This window comes from Oceanicaulis alexandrii DSM 11625, assembly GCF_000420265.1.
Taxonomy (GTDB): Bacteria; Pseudomonadota; Alphaproteobacteria; order Caulobacterales; family Maricaulaceae; genus Oceanicaulis; species Oceanicaulis alexandrii.
Window position 1 is genome coordinate 704,220 of sequence record NZ_ATUP01000001.1, and the last position, 17,400, is coordinate 721,619.

A 17,400-nucleotide genomic window follows, 5' to 3' on the forward strand; every position below is an offset into this window, starting at 1 on the left:
CCATGCCGACCGCCCCCGCCCCGACGCTTGAGACGCACGCGGCAGACGCCCTGTTCGCAGCGCTTGAGACAGAGCTGGCCCTCGGGGCGAGCCGGGGCGCGGATGCGCTGGCGCCCCATGCGGCAGGCGGGCTGGCGCGGGCGGCCGGGCATCTGACGCAATCGGACGGCGCGATCGCCCTGTTCACAGGCTTTTACGTGGCCCATGCCGAGCGACCGGCCGCGGAAACCGACGGACCGCTGGCGGTGATGGCCATCGCCGAAGCCCTGCACGCGCTGGGCCGTGATGTGGTGGTGGTGACTGACGCCCCCTGCGCGCCGGTGCTTGATCAGCTGGTGCGCGAGGCGGGTCTGCCCGGAGCCATACTACTGGCGCTGGAACACTCCGACGATTTGCTCGCCGAACTGACCAACCGCGATGTGAAGACCGTGTTTTCAATCGAGCGGCCGGGCCGGGCCATGGACGGACGCTGTTATTCCATGCGCGGCCGCGATCTCACAGAACACACCCTGGCCTTTGACGCCGCCTTTCACCCGCGGTCGGGCTTTGTGCGCTTGGCCGCCGGCGATGGCGGCAATGAGATCGGCATGGGCGCCCTGCCCAAATCCGCGCTTTTCAGCCATATCGACCAGGGCCAGCTCATCGCCAGCGCCACGGGCGCCGACGCCCTGATCATTGCGGGCGTCAGCCATTGGACCAGCTACGCCCTCGCCGCGGCCATGATCGAGCTTGCCCCCGATCAGGCGCCCGTCTGGCGCGACGCCGTCAGCGATGTGCGCGAGCACCACCGGCTCGCCGCCGCCCTCCGGGCTGGCGCGGTGGACGGCGTGACCGGGCTGGCCACGCCGACCATTGACGGCATGGAGCTGAGCACGCATCTCGCCAAACGCGATGCGCTGCTGGCGCTGGCCGCTGCGCATATCCCGCACCCTTGACCGACGTCCTCTGAGCGCAATCGGGGCCTCATGGCGCGCGTCCCCTTTTTCTGCGTCCACTTTGAAACAGTTTAGGGATGGAGAGACTGGTGCGCCCGTCTCTCCACACCAGTTTGAATGGCGCAAATCAAGGAGACACACATGGGTAGCTACGCAGTTTTTGGCGGAGCGGGCGGTGTCGGCTCCGCTCTGGCGCGAAGCCTGACGTCAAACGGTCAACAGGTTCATCTGATCGGCCGCAACGAAGACGCGCTGTCCCGCCTCGCAGAAGACATTGGCGCGAGCTATGCCGTCGCCGACGCCACAGACAGCGACGCGGTGGAGCAGGCGCTGGAGCAGGGTCCGGACGAATTATCCGGCATGGCCTACGCCGTCGGCACGATTGACCTCAAACCGCTGCGGCGGGTCACCGCCGAAGACATGCGCCATGCCTACGAGGTCAATGTCATCGGCGCGCTCAATGCGGCGCGGTCCAGCCGGTCGCGCATCTCGGAACACGGCTCCATGGTGCTGTTCTCTTCGGTGGCGGCGCAAAAAGGGTTTCAGAACCATACCGCCATCGCCGCGGCCAAGGGCGCAGTGGATGCGCTCACTCGTCAGCTCGCCGCCGAATACGCGCCGAAAGTGCGCGTCAACGCCATCGCGATGAGCCTGACGGAAACGCCGCTGGCGGCCTCGGTCCTGAAAAGCGACGCCATGCGCGACGGCATCGCCAAAAGCCACGCCCTGCAGCGCCTGGGTCAACCCGAGGACCCCGCCGCCCTTGCGCGCTTCTTGTTGTCAGACGAGTCAAGCTGGATCACTGGATCCATTCTGAACGTCGATGGCGGCCGCGCCGCCCTCGCCTGATCCATCAGAACCTCATCCGGCCGCGCCTCAGGCGCGGGCCGGACGAGGAGCCCGGATTGGATCGGCATGAGTTTCGGCGGCGCTCACAGCCCTTCCGCTTTCGCGCGCCGCCAGTAGATGAGCGCCAGAACGGTGACCACAAGCGGGACCATCACTCCGTACTCGTCGGTCCAGAAGGCTGTCTGTTCGGTTTCCAGCGTCAGCGGCGTGAAGATTTTCTGGATGTAGATGTTGTGGGCGCCGTGGAACATCACCGCCGGCCACAAGGAGTTCGACCGGAAGGTGTAGAATGTCATGATCACCGACATGGCGGTGATCATCACCGTGAAACACGCCAGCTGGAACAGCGTGTCGCCGCCGCCATAGACGATGATGATCGGGTAGTGCCAGACAGCCCACAGCAGACCGCTGGCCAGGCAGGTCGCCTCAAACGACATGAGTTTGCGCAATTCCCAGACCAGAAATCCGCGCCAGCCGATTTCCTCGCCCGCAATCGTGCCCAGGGATTTGACGAATTGAACACTCGCCATCAGGACAATCATCAAGGTCGTCACGGCCCATAGGGGCGCATCAGACAACCCCAGCGCACCGCGCCATTCGGCCAGGGTTTCGGGATCGCCGACCCCGCCAAAGCCGAAGAACCACACCAGAGCGTAAGAAACCGAAATGTAGAGAACCGGGATCAGATAGCCGGCCCAGTTGGCCCCAAATCCGCCCCAGCTCCAGGGCAGCGCCGATATCTTTCCGCCGCGTAGCTTCAACGTCGCAAAGGCCGCCAGCGCCGGCGTCATCATGAGCGCGCCGACATAAAGCGAGGTCGGAACAAGATAGACCAACGCAAAGTGTGCGAGTGCGCTGGCGCCGCCCAGAATTACAAGAAACACGATCAATGTCGTGAGAGTGGATTTTCTGTCTGCGACGGACGGGTTCATGATCATCCTCCTGGCCGATCCAGTTCCGGATTGACCCTGTAACCCCTCAAACATATAATTACACAATTATTTGTACAACTGGTTGTATAAAAGGTCAAGCATGCACGACAGCAACATCATGGACACCCACCCGCTAAGTGGAGCCTTCCTGTCGAACAAGCTGTTACGGCTGGTTGAGACGATTGCGGACCAGGGCGAGGCGCTGCTGAAGTCCGCTGGCATTGTCATCCCGCCGCGCGCCATCTCCACCGTGTTGATGATCGGTGAGCTGGATAATGTCACAGCGGCGGATATCGCAGGCTCTCTGGACCAGCCGCATCAGCTCGCCACCCAACGCATCAGCCTGCTGATGGAGCTGGGCCTTGTCACCAAGGCGCCCCACGCCACCGATAGCCGCCGGAAAGTGCTCACGCTGACCGAAACGGGACGTGAGCAATACACCCTGATGATCGCCATGCTTGAAAACATCCGCGCCGCCATGGACGCTCTGTATGACGAGCTGGGCTGCAATCTCGCGGACATGGCGGCCAAAGCCGTCAAATCCTTGAAGGACCGGCCCTTGATCGAACGGATCGGGACAGAGGACAGCGAGTGACCGCCGGAGCATCGGTGGAGCTGAAGCAACCAATGTCAAACCCGCAGGGTTTGCAAGCGCCACTGCGCGCCGGTCTATCAGAGACGTCCGCCCAGCGGGTTGCCATGAGATCGAGGACATGGTGGGCCCGGAGGAAATGGAGAGGCTTGAAACCTCAAAATGTTGCGGGGGCTAACCTTGCAAACCGGCTCTATACAAACCAAAGGGTTGCGAGTGGGATGGCTAACACACGCCACTTTTCAGAGCTGACTCGCCCTCACCAATTATGGGTCGTGCAAGACCCATCCATCGCATAGGCGTGCAAGCGGGCGCACAGTGGCGTTGAGCTAACGCGGATCCACAGCTCGCACTCCTGTTGAAAGCGCCAAGTCTACGCAATGATATTCATTCCGTATCAGTCACATGCGTTCAAGCGGCTCATGACAAAGCCGTTTACCCATGCCGGCGCATGCTCGCATCGAGATCTATGACCATCTGTGCGCCCACCGCATGGACAAGCCCATTGTCGTTTATCGATTGAATCAGGGCGTTCATGACATTCTCTGGCCAGGCCGCTTTCTGGCGCCTGGCCGGCGCCCTATCCAGCCCTTGTTACGTGGAAGTCTCTCAAGGCTTTGCGGCAGATCAGGCTGGGGGGCCATCAGTTCATGATGCAGGATTCCGCAGCGTCACAGGCCCTGCCTGTGCACTCGTCCGCTCTGTCGTGAACACTCACGCCTGAAAACAAGAGCTTCCCTGAGATTTTAGGTCCCGCGCCGCCAAGACGGCGCGAGGGAGAGGGACGACAATGAACAGCTGGGTCTGGAATGCGGCGCGCACGGCAATCGTGGCGCTCGCTTGGGTGTTGTGTGGAACCGCCTGGGGGCAAACCACGGACTTCAACACGGGCACGAACGGCTTCGTGATTGACCAGAGCACGAGCGGATCCTTCTCGACCACCGTGCAGGGCTGGACGGTTGTGGTCTCGACTGATCCCGGCGCCACCACAACCCGGGTGCGTCTCGGCACCAGCACGCTGACCGGCGCGCCCAGCGCTGGCTGGATCCGCGGGGAAGGCAGCGCCGGCCTGTTCAACTCGCTCGAATTCCGGTCCGCCAGCCAGTTTGACCTCGACAGCATCTGGACCGCCGCCACAGCCTCGACAAGCATTCAGCCGCTGAACGCGTCCTATGCGCCGATCGGTTCGGCCGTCGCCTATTCTCCGGGCTCCAGCCAGACCGAGATCAATCTGAGCGCCAATACGGATTTTGACGGCATTTACGGCTTCCGCATCGTGCCCTCGGACGGCAACACCCTGCAGCCCATTTCCCAGGTCACCATCAGCAATGTGGGCACGCCACCGACCGTCACCCTCGCCGCCTCTCCGGCCAGCATGGGCGAGACGGGCGGCAGCTCGACCGTCACCGCCACCCTGTCAGGCACGGCCTCGACGGCGACCACGGTGAATCTCGCCTTCAGCGGGACGGCATCCGGCGGCGGCGCCGATTACACCGCGAGCAATACCTCGATCACCATCCCCTCCGGCAGCACGACCGGCTCGGTCACCCTGAGCGCGGTTTCGGACGCCATCGCGGAAGCCAACGAGACCATCATCGTCGACATTTCCAGCGTCAGCGGGGGCGACGGCGCGACCGAAAGCGGCACGCAACAGGCCACCGTCACCATCACCGACGATGACAGCGCCGCCGTCACCATCGCTGACGTCTCCCAGGCGGAGAACGGGGGCGCGGTAACGTTTACGGCCACCCTTTCCGCAGCCGTCCAGAACGGGTTCACCGTTGATGTGTCGACGGCGGACGGCACCGCCACGGTGGCGGACGGAGACTACACCGCCGTCTCTGGCCAGACCCTCACCTTTGCCGGGACATCGGGCGAAACGCAGACCTTCACGATCACGCCCGGCGCGGACACTAAGGTTGAAGCTGACGAGACCGTGACGATTTCCATGAGCAATCTCACTGGCGCGTCCGGCACGGTCGACATCAGCGACACCGCCACCCTGACCCTCACCAATGATGACAGCGCCGCCGTCACCATCGCTGATGTCTCCGCCGATGAGGACAATGGCGCGATCACCCTGACCGCCACGCTCGACAATGCCGTAGCGGGCGGCTTCACGGTCGATGTCTCAAGCGCAGACGGAACGGCGACGACGGCTGATTCAGACTACACGGCCATATCCGGCCAGACCCTGACTTTCGCCGGGACGGCCAGTGAGACCCAGACCTTCACCCTCACCCCGACCTCGGACACGAAGCTGGAAGCGAACGAGACCGTCAGCGTCTCCATGAGCAACCTTGCCGCGACGGCCCTGAGCGTCACCATCACCGACACCGCGACGGTGACCTTCAACAATGACGATACAGCGGCCGTCACCATCGCCGACGCCTCGGGCGACGAGGATGCAGGCGCGGTCACCTTCACCGCCACCCTGTCCAACGCGGTCCAGGGCGGCTTCACGGTCGATGTATCCACCAACGATGGAACCGCAACGACTGCGGATTCCGACTACACGGCGGTTTCGGGCCAGACCCTGACCTTCACCGGCACCGCCAGCGAAACGCAGACCTTCACCGTTACGCCCACTGCTGACAGCGCCATCGAGGCCGCCGAGACCGTGAACATCGCCATGAGCAATCTGGCGGGCACGAGCCTGGGCGTGGATATCAGCGACACGGCCACTCTGACGATCAACAATGATGACGCGGACGCCACTGCGCCGCGTGTCCAGTCGATCACGCGGTCCAACCCCGCCACCTCGCCCACCAGCGCCAGCACGCTCGACTGGGCCGTGGCGTTCAATGAAACCGTCAACAATGTGGACAGCACGGACTTCGTGGTGACCGGCGCCAGCGTTGCGCCCTCCATCACGGTTCTGGGTTCGGGCGCAACCTATACGGTGCGCGCCACGGGCGGCAGCCTGAGCGGGATGAACGGCACAGTCACCCTCAGCTTCGCCCCCGGACAGAACATCGCCGACACATCGGCCAATGCGCTGAGCAACACCACGCCGATCGGCGCGAATGACAATACTTTCCTCATCAGCAATCCGACGCCGCCCGCCTTCAGCCTGGCCTTTTCCCCGTCGAGCATCGCTCAAGGCGCCGCCAGCACGCTGACCTACACCCTCGATAACAGCGCCAATCTGGTGAACGCCACATCGCTGGACTTCACCAATACCTTGCCCGCGAATGTCATCGTCGCGGCGACGCCCAACGCCGCAACCACATGCACAGGGGGAACCCTGACCGCAGCGTCTGGCGCGGGAAGCATCAGCTATAGCGGCGGAACTGTATCGGCCTCCGGCAGCTGCACGGTGTCGGTGGACGTCACCTCCAGCGTCGCCGGCGCCTATACGAACACGACAGGAAGCCTGACCTCATCGCTGGGCAATAGCGGCACGGCCTCGGGCGGACTGACCGTGACGGATGGCACGCTGCCGACCGTCACCTCCATCACGCGCCTGACCCCCGCCAGCGAAACCACAGACGCGGACGCCGTGACCTGGCGGGTAGTCTTCAGCGAGCCCGTGGTCAATGTCGGCGCAGCGGACTTCACCGTCAGCGGCCCCTCCGGCGCGTCCATAGGCGTGACCGGGTCGGGCGGCGCCTATGACGTCACCGTCTCCGGCGGCGACATGGCCAGTCTGAACGCCACCATCACGCTGAACATCGCAGGCGGAAATGACATCGCCGACGCGGCTTCAAACGCCCTGGCCAGCACAACGCCCTCCGGGACCGACGAGCGCACTTACATCATCAGCAATCCCGGCGCGCCCGGTTTCACCGCCGCCTTCTCACCCAATACGGTCGCGGTCGGCGGCACGGCGACCCTGACCTTCTCGATCAACAATGGGAGCAATGTGGTCCCCGCAACGGCGCTCGGGTTTTCAAACGCCCTGCCCTCAGGGCTGACCCTCGCGGCGGCGCCGAACGCCAGCACTACCTGTACCAGCGGCACGCTCACCGCGACGTCTGGCGCCAGCAGCTTCAGCTATAACGGCGGCTCTGTTGCGGCCAGCGCCAGCTGCACGCTGAGCGTCACCGTCCAGACCAGCAGCCAGGGCGTTTTCACCAACACGTCCGGCGCGCTCTCATCCTCGCTGGGGGCCAGCGGAGGCGCAACCGCGTCCCTGACGACCACCGACGCGACGCCCCCGGTCCTGACGGCCATTGAGCGTCAAAGCCCGGCTGCGGCCCTGACCAATTCGGATACGCTGGTATTCGCCATCAGCTTCAGTGAAACGGTCTCCAATGTCACCGCCGATGACTTCACCATTCTGGGCACAACGGCGACAGGCGTGCTCTCGGGTTCCGGCGCCAGTTATACGCTGTCGCTTTCAGGCGGCGACCTTGCATCGCTAAACGGCGCGGTCAGCCTGAGCCTTGCGGGCGGACAGGACATCACCGACCTTGCAGGCAATGCGCTGACAACCGCCGCACCGGGCGCGAACGAGATCTACACGCTTGATAATACTGCGCCTACGGTCAGCCTTACACGTGCAGCGAACGCCCCCGTCGCAGGCCCTTTCACCCTGACCATCGCCTTCTCTGAAGCGGTCAGCGGGCTGGCGCTGGATGACCTCACGGTCAGCAATGGCGCGGCGTCTGACCTGGCGGGCTCGGATGAACAATACACTGTGCTGATTACGCCCACATCTGATACGGATGTGTCGATTGCACTGAATGCGGCATCCGCCAACGACGCGGCTGGCAACCCCAATCTGGCGTCGGACACCCTGACCGTGGGCGTTGATGCGAAAGCACCGGTCCTGACCATCACCCTGCCCGGCGCCACGACGGAGGGCCCCTTCACCGCCCGCTTCACCTTTGATGAGCGTGTCAGCGGATTTGAAGCGTCAGACATCCTTGTGACCAACGGCTCCGTTTCCGACTTCATGATTGAAACCGACCGCAGCTTCACTGCTCTGATCACGCCCGCCACTGCCGGTCCGGTCACGGTTGAGGTTGCAAACGCAGCCGCGTCCGATCAGGCGGGCAATGGCAATGAAGCCGCCCAAGCTGTCATAGAAGCGATCAGCGGCGCCGAGGATGTTGAGATCGTGATCGACCAGACAACGGGCGATGTGACCGATATCAAGGCGGAGGTCCGGATCGGCAATCCGGGCAGCCAGTCGCTCAACTTCCGTGTCGAGATCGACGTGCCCTGGATCTCGGTTGACCCGGTGTCAGGGGTCATTCCGGCGCTTGGCGATATCTTGCTGAACGTGCAGGTCCTGCCCGAAGCGGCCGATCTGCCCGCTGGCGTCTATTCGGGCGTGATCACGGTCGTTCGCGACCTCCCGACGAGCCCGTTGATGAGGCCGAGCGCCACAGGCGGGGCGGCGACGGAATCCATCATTGTGGAGATTCCGCTGACCGTGACCATTGAGGAGCGTTTCGGCTCGATCCAACTGGTCGCCACAACGCCGGGCGGCGTCCAGCGCGACGCCACCTTCCTCTATGCCTCCAGCGATGCGGATCTTGACGGCCTCCAGCTGACGACGATCGGCGGCTCCGCCGCCTCCGCCAGCTTTGAAAAGGAAGCGGGCCTTTATGACGTCAGCCAGTCTGCGCCTGAAGGCTGGCGCCTGGACGAGATCAGCTGCACGGGCGATCTGGATGGCGGCTCGGTCATCACGCTGAGCGATGAGCGGGTCCTGATCGACCTTGACCCGACCGAGGCCATCACCTGCACCTTCTCCAACACGCGGAATGAAGACGCTGTGCGTCTGGCGACCCAGCGCGCCATTAACAATTTCATGGTGCGGCGCGCCGACCGCATTCTGGCCGCCGCGCCGGATCTGTCGCAAAGACTGCAAGAGCGTCAGTCCGACACGCCGGGCCAGTTCAGCGCCCATGTGGAGGGCGACCGTAAGGCGCTGAGCCTGTCGACCAGCCTGTCAGGGGTGCGCAATCACGTACAGGCGTCCCAGCCGCAAATGCCCGATGGTCCCCGGCTGGACCAACAGGAGCGCCCCAATCTTGATGTCTGGATGCGCGCCGAATTCAGCGCCATCTCAGATGACCGGGATGGAGGCGACGCCTCCAGCGATTTCGGTCTGCTGCAGATCGGCGCCGACTGGACCCTGGGAGAAAATGCGCTGGTCGGCGTCATGGTCCAGCGCGACTGGATGGACGAAACCTCTGCGGAAATCGCCCAGAGCGCCGGCGCCCTTCGCGGGGCGCGGGTGCAGGGTCATGGCTGGATGGCCGGGCCCTATCTGGCCTGGGGCCTCAGTGACAGCGCCTGGCTCGATGTGCTCGCAATGTGGGGGCAGTCACAGAACACCGTCGATCCGCTCGGCCTTTATGAAGACGAGTTCGACACCGACCGGCTGATGATCCGCGCCAATCTGACCGGGGAATGGCAATCGGCCAACTGGCGTGTCCGCCCCTCGATCTCCCTGGCGCATTTCGAGGAGACCCAGGGCGGCTACACGGATTCCCTGGGCATCGAGATCCCCGAACAGACGATCCGGATCGGACGGCTGCAAGCGGGACCGGAGGTCTCCTATCGCTTTGAACGTCGCAATGGCAGCTGGTGGGAGCCGGGCCTGAGCCTGAACGGCGTCTGGGATTACGACCCTGCCGCCCTGATGGATGAGCTGGGCCAGCGCATCTCCACGGGCGCACTGCGCGCGGATGCGGGCCTGAGCCTGCGCGCCAGATTGTCAGACGGCGCAATGCTGTCAGGCGAAGTCCGACTCGACGGGCTTGGTGATGGTGATTTCTCGGCCAATAGCGGCCGCCTCGAAATCCGGCTGCCCTTCTAGGCCATTTTGCACGCGCATGAAAAAGGGGCCGCATCGCGCAAGCGATGTGGCCCCTTGCCTTTGCAGCCTAGCCCATCAGGGCCTGCAGCTTGTCCTTGAACTTGCGCCCGACGGGAATGACCTGGCCATTGCGCAAATGAACCAGAAGCCCGCCCCAGGACGTGCGCGAAGTCTGGATGCAATCGCGCGCAGGAACGATGTAGGAGCGATGAACGCGGATAAAGCCTTCCTCCGCCATCTCTTCTTCAAAGGCGCTGATGGACTGCCGGTGCAGCAGGCTGCGCTCGCCAATATGCAAGCGGATATATTCCGCCTCGGCGGACACGTATTCGATCTGGGCTGGCTCGACCCTGATGGTCTGACTGCCATTTGAGACCCAAATTGAAACCGGACTCTGGCCTGAGCGAGAGCGGGTCTCTCGCAATTCATCAAGATGTGATTGTAACTTCTCCAGTCGGCTCATCGCCTCGCGAGATCGCAAAAGCTGGCGCGCCCGAGACAATGCAAGCTCAAGCCGAGCGGGCCGGATGGGCTTGGTCAGGAAATCAATTGCGCCGGTGTCATAGGCCTGGGCCGCCATGTCGGGAAAGGCCGTTGCGAAAATGAACAAGGGCGGCTCATCGCGAAACGTGGCTTGCGCCAGCGCTTCCACAACGTCAAAGCCGTCCAGTTTGGGCATCTCGATATCCAGAAAGACCAACTCTGGTTCTTCAGCCTGGATCAGCGCAATCATGTCCTCGCCGTTCTGCGCCTCTCCGCAAACCTCAATGTCTTCATCAAGGGCGAGCATCTTGCGCATGCGTTCACGCGCCAGCGGCTCGTCATCCGCGAAGCAGACTCTCATCCTGGCCCTCCTTGAAACGCAATGGCAGCGCCAGCACAGAGCGGAAACCGCCCGAAACCGGGCCCGCTTCAAGCGCCGCCTGATCGCCATACACAGCCGCCAGACGATTTCTGATATTGTTCAAGCCTGTTCCCGTTCCTGCGAGGGCGCTTGCAACGGGCGCCTCCGCGCACCGGTCCGACACTTCAATCACCAGTGAATCCGCCAGGTTTGACACGGCGATACGCACCGTCACCGTCGTTGTGTGCGAAGACACAGCGTGTTTGATGCTGTTCTCGACCAGAGGCTGGATCAACAAGGTCGGCGCAAGCGCCTGCTCCAGCGCCTCGGGCAACTCGACTTCGACTTCCAGCCGGTCGGGAAAGCGGATCCGCTCGATATCAAGATAGCGTAACTGGGCCTCTATCTCGTCCCGGATCGGGGCCAGCTCGCCCTGGGGCGCGATCAGGGCGCGCTCATAATAGCTCGCCAGCATGTCCACCATGCGCTCAGCCTCTTCCACACGCCTGGATGTCAGCAAGGCGGAGACCGAGTTCAGCGCATTGAACAGGAAATGCGGATTGACCTGATAGCGCAACGCACGCAGCTCGGCCTGTCGCTGGGACTTCTCGGCCTGAACGGCGTCCGCTTCACGCTGCCTGAGCTGCCGCGCATACAGGAAGGCCACCAGCACGACGCTCTGAGCGAAGAAAATGTGCACGCTCGCCGACCAGGCCACCAGGCTATGCAGAAGCAAGGGCTGATTGGCCGAGGAAAATGTCGTGATCATCCACCAGTTGAACACCGCGAAGGGGATAGCGGTGACAGTGGAGGCCAGCACTACGAGCGCGCCGGTCAGCCAGACCGACCGCCCCCAGAAAAAGCGCAGCACGGCATACATGCACAAAGACAGACAGGCGCCCACGCCGATCACGACGAGACGCCCTGGAAGGAAGCCGAGCACATCGCGGACGCGCACGAAATCGAGCACGATCCGGGTGAAGAAATAGAAGCCCCAGCACAACATGATCAGCCCGAACGCCATGAGCGTTTCCCTGATCAGCGGTGAGCGGAGGCTGAAGGTTGGCGACGTGCGCGAGTCGCCCGGTATCTGTGTGATCCCCATTCGCCCATTCTAGACCAGACCGTGCAGGCCATTCAATTTAACGGCTAGGTCGTTCGCCCGATAAATCAGGTTGTTGATTGCATTTTCGGCCCCTTGTCGCACCCACACCCGTGTTCATGACTTTCGACTGGCGAGCGCACTGCGCACCCCGAGTATGGCCGGCTTCACAGGGCGGGCAGGCAAGCCGCGCCCAGGCGCAGAGGGGAGAACGTCCAAACATGCAACAGTCCTTATCAATCCGGAATGCCGGGTGGCTCAAACGGCCAGGCCTGAAGGTCAGGCTTCTGTCGAGCGCTCTGGGGTGCGGTCTTCTGGCGCTCCAGCCTGCCGCCAGCGCCCAGGACGGCCCGATCACAGACACGGACACTCTGACCCAGAGCATTCAGGTCGAGGCCGACGCCACAGTGAACATTGTGGTGGACGCGCCGCTGGCGACCGATGAGGACGGCCAGCCTGCGATCCTGGGCCGGTCCTGGCTGGGGGGCGTCATCATCAATAGTCTGGATGTGCTCACATCTGGCGTGATGTCAGACGGCATTTTCGCGCAATCCTTCGCCGATGAGGGCGAAATCCTGATTGTCAGCGGCGATGTTGAAACGACCGGCATCGGTTCCAGGGGCATTGTCGCCAGCAATGAGGGCGCTTTCCCCGGCAGTCTGACGCAGATCTTCAGCGGCAATGTGACAACCGCCGGCGCCGACGCCATTGGCATTCACGCCACCGCCAAGGCGGGCGCCATCACGCTTGAAAGCCTGTCCGTCACGACAAGCGGAGACGGCGCCACCGGCATTCAGGCGCACGCGGAGTCCGGCGATGTCCAGCTGCTGAGCAATGATGTGACGACATCCGGTCTGAACGCTGTCGGCATCCAGGCTGAAGCCAGCGATTTCGTCATTGTCGACAGTCTCGATGTGGCCACCTCTGGCGACGGAGCCCATGGCATTGTCGCAGAGGCGGGCATGAGCGCCTATGTGCGCAGCCAGTCTGTGAAGACCGAAGGCGAACAGGCGCACGGCATCGTTGCGTCCAGTACGGGCCAGATCGCCTATGTGGAAAGCCAGACCCTGACGACCCAGGGTGATGGCTCAATTGGCATCCTGGCGCGCTCCAATGGCAGCGTGGCGGTCCGCAGCGGCAGCGTCACCACACAGGGCGAAGCCATTGCAGGCGGAGACGGGGGCGACTTGCCGCCCGGAGATGGCGGAGACCTGCCGCCCGGTGACGGCGGAGACCTGCCTCCAGGCGATGGAGGCGGCGATCCCTTCCCTCCCAGTAAACCCGTGGGCGCCCTGCCGGCCACGCCCGGCGGCGGCGCCATGGGCATCGTGGCGATCAGCGATGGCGCCGATGTCTTTGTGGAAAGCGGTTTCGTCTCCACCACAGGCTCGGGCGCGACCGGCATTCATGCCTCGGCACAAACCGATACGATAGTGATCAGTGATGAAATCCAGACATCAGGTGAAAGCGCGATCGGGCTTCTGGCTCGCAGTCGTTTTGGTGACGTTAGCGTTAGCAGCGGCGCTGTATCAACTCAGGGAGATTTCTCCACCGGCATCTCACTCCTCAGTGAGTCCGGAAACGTCCTTGTACTAAGCGAAGCCCTGTCCACAGAAGGCTTTGACTCCGCTGGCATTCGCGTGACGGCGAACAAGAACGTCATTGTGGACAGCCAGTTGATCGAAACCACCGGGGACTCGTCGAGCGGCATCCAGGTTCTGACGCAGACGGGCGAAGTCGACATCAACAGCGGCGACATCACAACTCAGGGCGAGGACAGTGATGCGATCTCCGTCATCGGTCTCGGCGGAGGCTCAGACGTCCGGATCAGTTCTGGCGCAATCACGACGATCGGCGACGGCTCGGACGGCATCTTCGTCAACACGTTCGGTGATGTCAGCATCGCGGCGGACACCATCGCCACGTCCGGCGAAAGCGCGGCCGGCATTTATGCCGATGCTGGCGGAGACCTGTCCGTTCAGGTCAATGACGTCACCACGGACGGCGCCTTGTCCGCTGGCATAAGCCTTCAATCCAATAATGGCGGCGTCACCGTCAATGCAGGACGGATCACCACCACCGGCGACAGCTCCGCCGGCATCGAGGCGGTCGCCTTCAACGGTGATATCGACATCAACGTGACCGAGATTGATGTCTCAGGGGACCGCTATCTCCCCGGAGATGGCGGCGGCGAACTGCCCGTCGATCCCAATCCCGGCGGCGGCCCGGCTTCAACCATGATCAATGGCAATGTCATCGGCATCGCCGCCAGCAGCTTCAACTCCGACATCTCCGTGACGGCTGGCAAGGTCACCGCCAGCGGCTTGAACACGAACGGCATCAACGTCTTCGCGACCGGCGGCCGCGCCGATGTCACAGCCGGGACTGTGGATGTTGACGGCGTTGGCGGCGTCATCGGATTGCGGGCGCGCGGCGATCTGGGCGCCCATGTCATCGTTGACAGCATCAGGGCGGTCTCAACCCTTGAGAACACGGCCCCGGGGGAAACCGATCCCTTTAGCGAGGCCATTTCCGTGGGCGCTGTCACTGGGCAGGCCCGCGTGCAGGCCAATAGCGTCCGCACCGAAGGCTCCAAGATGACCGGAGTCGAAGTGATCGCCGTCAACGCCTCGATCCTGGCCGAGATCGGTGAAGTGGTCGTGATCGGCGAAGGTGGCGGCGGCGGCATCCGCACCCTCAATGGCGCAGATGATGGAGAGGGCGGCCGAACCGATATCCGCGCCAACTCCATCCTTACAGACGGCGATTACATCACCGGCGTTCGGGCGATTTCCCTGAAGAACTTCAACGATATTCGCGTAGGTCAGATCCAGACCGACGGACGGCAATCGGTCGGGGTGTTCTCGGCAAGCCAGTCAGGCGCGACTATTGAGGTCGGTGAGATCGTCACCACCGGTGATGTGTCCGATGGCATTCAGGCCATCAACCGCACCGGGCTGAATGGCGGCGAAGGGCCGCTCATGCGTGACCCGAGCGAAATCATCACCGGGGACGGCGAACCCGATGAGACGCCTGGCGGTGGCGAAGACGGCGTGTCTGTCGCAACCGGCGCTTCCGCCTCAAGCGAACCGCTTCCAGGAACCGTGCCGGACGGGGATATCTCGATCACCGCCGGTTCGGTGAGCACGTCCGGGGATTCTTCGCGCGGCATCGCCGCCCACGCCAATGGCGACGTGACCATTGTCAGCGGCTCTGTCAGCACGACCGGCGAACGCACCAGCTATTTCTCGACGACCGATTACCAGTTCGGGCTGAGCGTGAGCGGGCTCTTTGAGTTCGAAGGCCCAGCCTCCCATGGCATCGACGCCCGCAGCGATTACGGATCCATCTCCATCGAGAGCCAGTCCGTCTCCACGCTGGGAGTCGGCGCCCATGGCATCCGCGCCGAGACGGGTGAAGGCGACATCTCTGTGCAGGCGGGCGATATTTCGGTGTCCGGACAGGACGCTGACGGTCTGCATCTGGTCAGCCAGACCGGCGATGTCACCGCCACGGTCGAAGGCCATGTCCGCGCCGAACAGGGCGCAGGCGTTCGCATCGCAAGCGCCGGGACGATCGAGCTGACCATCGCCAATGGCGGTTGGGTGGACAGTGCGGACGGCGCGTTCGCGGTCGTGATCGAGCCCGGCCTTGTGCCTGATGATCCGATCATCCCTGAAGACCCGGTGAGCATACTGGCGGCGCAATCGCTTGGCGGCACGGCGACCCCGGTCACGAGTGGCGCTTCGCTGACCGTGGATGCAGGCGGCGTTCTGCAAGGCCGCATCCAGCTGACAGACGGGGACGACACGCTTCAGATCGCCGGCCGTTTCCTCGCCTCAGGGACCAGCCTGTTCGGCGGCGGCGATGACACCCTGATCAATACCGGCTCGGTCTTCGTGATTGATGGGGCCACAGCTTTTGACGGGCTTGAGCGCTTTGAAAACCAGGGTCTGTTCAGCCTGACCGATGGAGATGCCGGCGACAGCCTTGACCTGTCAGACATCACCTTCATTGGCGGCGAAGGCAGCGTGCTGGCCTTTGACGTGCTCAGCGACGGTGCGGGCGGCGTCCTGGCCGATGACATCACCTTCGGACTGGTTCAGGGCACGACCGAAGTGGAGATTATGGCTGAAGCGGGACTCACGCTTGACGCCAGCGTGGACCTGATCACCTTCACCCGGCCGGTGGCGGACGACGCTTTCCGGATCCGTTCTGAAAGCGCGGATGCGGGGTTCATGCAGTGGACGCTGCGTCAGTCTGCGGACCGTCTCACCCTGGCCGCCACCCCGGATGTGGAGGTGTTCGAAATCATCCAGGCGGGCGGCGTCGCCACAGACCTCTGGCATGAAGGCGCACAGGTCATTCGCCAGCAGGCCGCCCTGTCCCGTTCAACACAGAGCGGAAGCGGCGATGGCCTGTCAGGCTGGATCGAGGCCGCCAGCACGGACCGGAACGGCGCAGAAATGACCCTGAGCACGCAACATGCCGGCTCCACAGTGTCGCAGGCTCTGTCTCGTGATCTGAGCGCCAGCTCGATCTCGGCGGGTCTGACCTGGCGAAGTGGTGCGGCGCATTTCGGAGCCGCACTGGGGTATGTCGATGGCCGGGCGCGGTTTGACGGCACAGGCAATGAAATGGAGATGGAGGCGTTCAGCCTGTCCGGTTATGGCGGCTGGAGCACCGAGCGCTATTTCGCCAACCTGATCGGCAAGCTGGATACAGGGACGCTCGAGCTCAACGTCATCAGCGCCAATGAGCGTAGCGAAATGGATGTCACCACGTTCGGCCTGAATGGCGAGCTGGGCGCCCGTTTCCAGTCCGGCGAGACCTATGTCGAACCGACTGTGTCGATGAGCTGGGTCTCCGCTTCACTTGGCGAGGCGGCGTTCTCCACCGGCGCCTTCGAGCTGGAAGACGGCGACAGCCTGAAAGCCGAGATCGGCGCCCGCGTCGGTCACGCCTTCACCACCGGGGCCTGGACGGTTCGTCCCACTGCAGCGGCGTACCGGGTGGAAGAGCTCGCAGGGGAGAACACGGCCCGTTATGCCTCTGGCGCAAGCCAGCTGGCTCTGCAGGACGAGCCGGCGGGATCCTACACCCGTCTGGAACTCGGAGCCGCTTTTGAAACAGGCGCAGGCCTGGTGCTGAGCATCTCCGGGGAAGCCTTTGACGGCGACCAGTCGGGCGGAGCCCTCCGCTTGGGAGGGCGGATGCAATTCTAGGAGCGCTCAAGCCGCTCCTTCCCTCCCTGCCCCCGTCGAGGTTCCCCACCTCGGCGGGGGCTTTTCTTATCCGCTTTCAGAACGAGCGTATGTCGAACCCGTTATGGACGCGTCTGGCGCAGCATGCGCCAGCCCGGTTTGTC

8 protein-coding genes are annotated in these 17,400 nt (G+C 63.4%); 5 read left to right on the forward strand and 3 right to left on the reverse strand.

Annotated features, from left to right (window positions below; genetic code table 11):
• Positions 1-2 precede the first annotated feature (2 nt).
• Together G405_RS14870 and G405_RS0103485 are read left to right on the forward strand one after the other, a co-directional pair.
• Positions 3-935 carry a glutamate cyclase domain-containing protein gene (locus G405_RS14870; RefSeq protein ID WP_022700113.1) on the forward strand — a complete coding sequence of 311 codons (933 nt, stop codon included), beginning with the start codon at positions 3-5 and terminating at the stop codon, positions 933-935.
• A 141-nt stretch (positions 936-1,076) separates the two neighbouring features.
• The gene (locus G405_RS0103485) at positions 1,077-1,784 is read left to right on the forward strand and encodes an SDR family NAD(P)-dependent oxidoreductase (RefSeq protein WP_022700114.1); all 708 of its coding nucleotides are present in this window, start codon (positions 1,077-1,079) and stop codon (positions 1,782-1,784) included.
• Between the two features lie 83 nt (positions 1,785-1,867).
• Here the strand turns inward: G405_RS0103485 and G405_RS0103490 are convergent, their stop codons facing one another.
• On the reverse strand, positions 1,868-2,716 hold the full coding sequence (locus tag G405_RS0103490) for a CPBP family intramembrane glutamic endopeptidase (protein ID WP_022700115.1): 849 nt from the start codon (positions 2,714-2,716) through the stop codon (positions 1,868-1,870).
• A 100-nt stretch (positions 2,717-2,816) separates the two neighbouring features.
• Here G405_RS0103490 and G405_RS14875 point away from each other — a divergent pair, with 100 nt between their 5' ends.
• Both G405_RS14875 and G405_RS0103505 read left to right on the forward strand, forming a co-directional pair.
• Positions 2,817-3,311 carry a MarR family winged helix-turn-helix transcriptional regulator gene (locus G405_RS14875; protein ID WP_022700116.1) on the forward strand — a complete coding sequence of 165 codons (495 nt, stop codon included), beginning with the start codon at positions 2,817-2,819 and terminating at the stop codon, positions 3,309-3,311.
• 787 nt (positions 3,312-4,098) lie between these two features.
• Positions 4,099-10,086, forward strand: coding sequence for a DUF7933 domain-containing protein (locus tag G405_RS0103505; RefSeq protein ID WP_022700118.1), 5,988 nt, complete (start codon positions 4,099-4,101; stop codon positions 10,084-10,086).
• Between the two features lie 67 nt (positions 10,087-10,153).
• On the opposite strand, the gene G405_RS0103510 is transcribed toward G405_RS0103505, so the two are convergent.
• Both G405_RS0103510 and G405_RS14880 read right to left on the reverse strand, forming a co-directional pair.
• Entirely contained in the window at positions 10,154-10,930 is a 777-nt protein-coding gene (locus G405_RS0103510; protein WP_022700119.1) for a LytR/AlgR family response regulator transcription factor, read from the reverse strand.
• Positions 10,908-11,954: a sensor histidine kinase gene (locus G405_RS14880; RefSeq protein WP_022700120.1), complete on the reverse strand. Its 1,047-nt coding sequence runs from the start codon at positions 11,952-11,954 to the stop codon at positions 10,908-10,910. Before G405_RS14880 ends, G405_RS0103510 begins: the two co-directional genes overlap by 23 nt.
• A gap of 299 nt (positions 11,955-12,253) precedes the next feature.
• Here G405_RS14880 and G405_RS0103520 point away from each other — a divergent pair, with 299 nt between their 5' ends.
• On the forward strand, positions 12,254-17,257 hold the full coding sequence (locus G405_RS0103520) for an autotransporter domain-containing protein (RefSeq protein WP_022700121.1): 5,004 nt from the start codon (positions 12,254-12,256) through the stop codon (positions 17,255-17,257).
• Positions 17,258-17,400: the final 143 nt, after the last annotated feature.

What these genes read in the sequence shown, in the direction of transcription:
- G405_RS14870 (WP_022700113.1), top strand. Translation starts at nt 3, where the DNA reads ATGCCGACCGCCCCCGCCCCGACGCTTGAGACGCACGCGGCAGACGCC.
- G405_RS0103485 (WP_022700114.1), top strand. Translation starts at nt 1,077, where the DNA reads ATGGGTAGCTACGCAGTTTTTGGCGGAGCGGGCGGTGTCGGCTCCGCT.
- G405_RS0103490 (WP_022700115.1), bottom strand. Translation starts at nt 2,716, where the DNA reads ATGAACCCGTCCGTCGCAGACAGAAAATCCACTCTCACGACATTGATC.
- G405_RS14875 (WP_022700116.1), top strand. Translation starts at nt 2,817, where the DNA reads ATGCACGACAGCAACATCATGGACACCCACCCGCTAAGTGGAGCCTTC.
- G405_RS0103505 (WP_022700118.1), top strand. Translation starts at nt 4,099, where the DNA reads ATGAACAGCTGGGTCTGGAATGCGGCGCGCACGGCAATCGTGGCGCTC.
- G405_RS0103510 (WP_022700119.1), bottom strand. Translation starts at nt 10,930, where the DNA reads ATGAGAGTCTGCTTCGCGGATGACGAGCCGCTGGCGCGTGAACGCATG.
- G405_RS14880 (WP_022700120.1), bottom strand. Translation starts at nt 11,954, where the DNA reads ATGGCGTTCGGGCTGATCATGTTGTGCTGGGGCTTCTATTTCTTCACC.
- G405_RS0103520 (WP_022700121.1), top strand. Translation starts at nt 12,254, where the DNA reads ATGCAACAGTCCTTATCAATCCGGAATGCCGGGTGGCTCAAACGGCCA.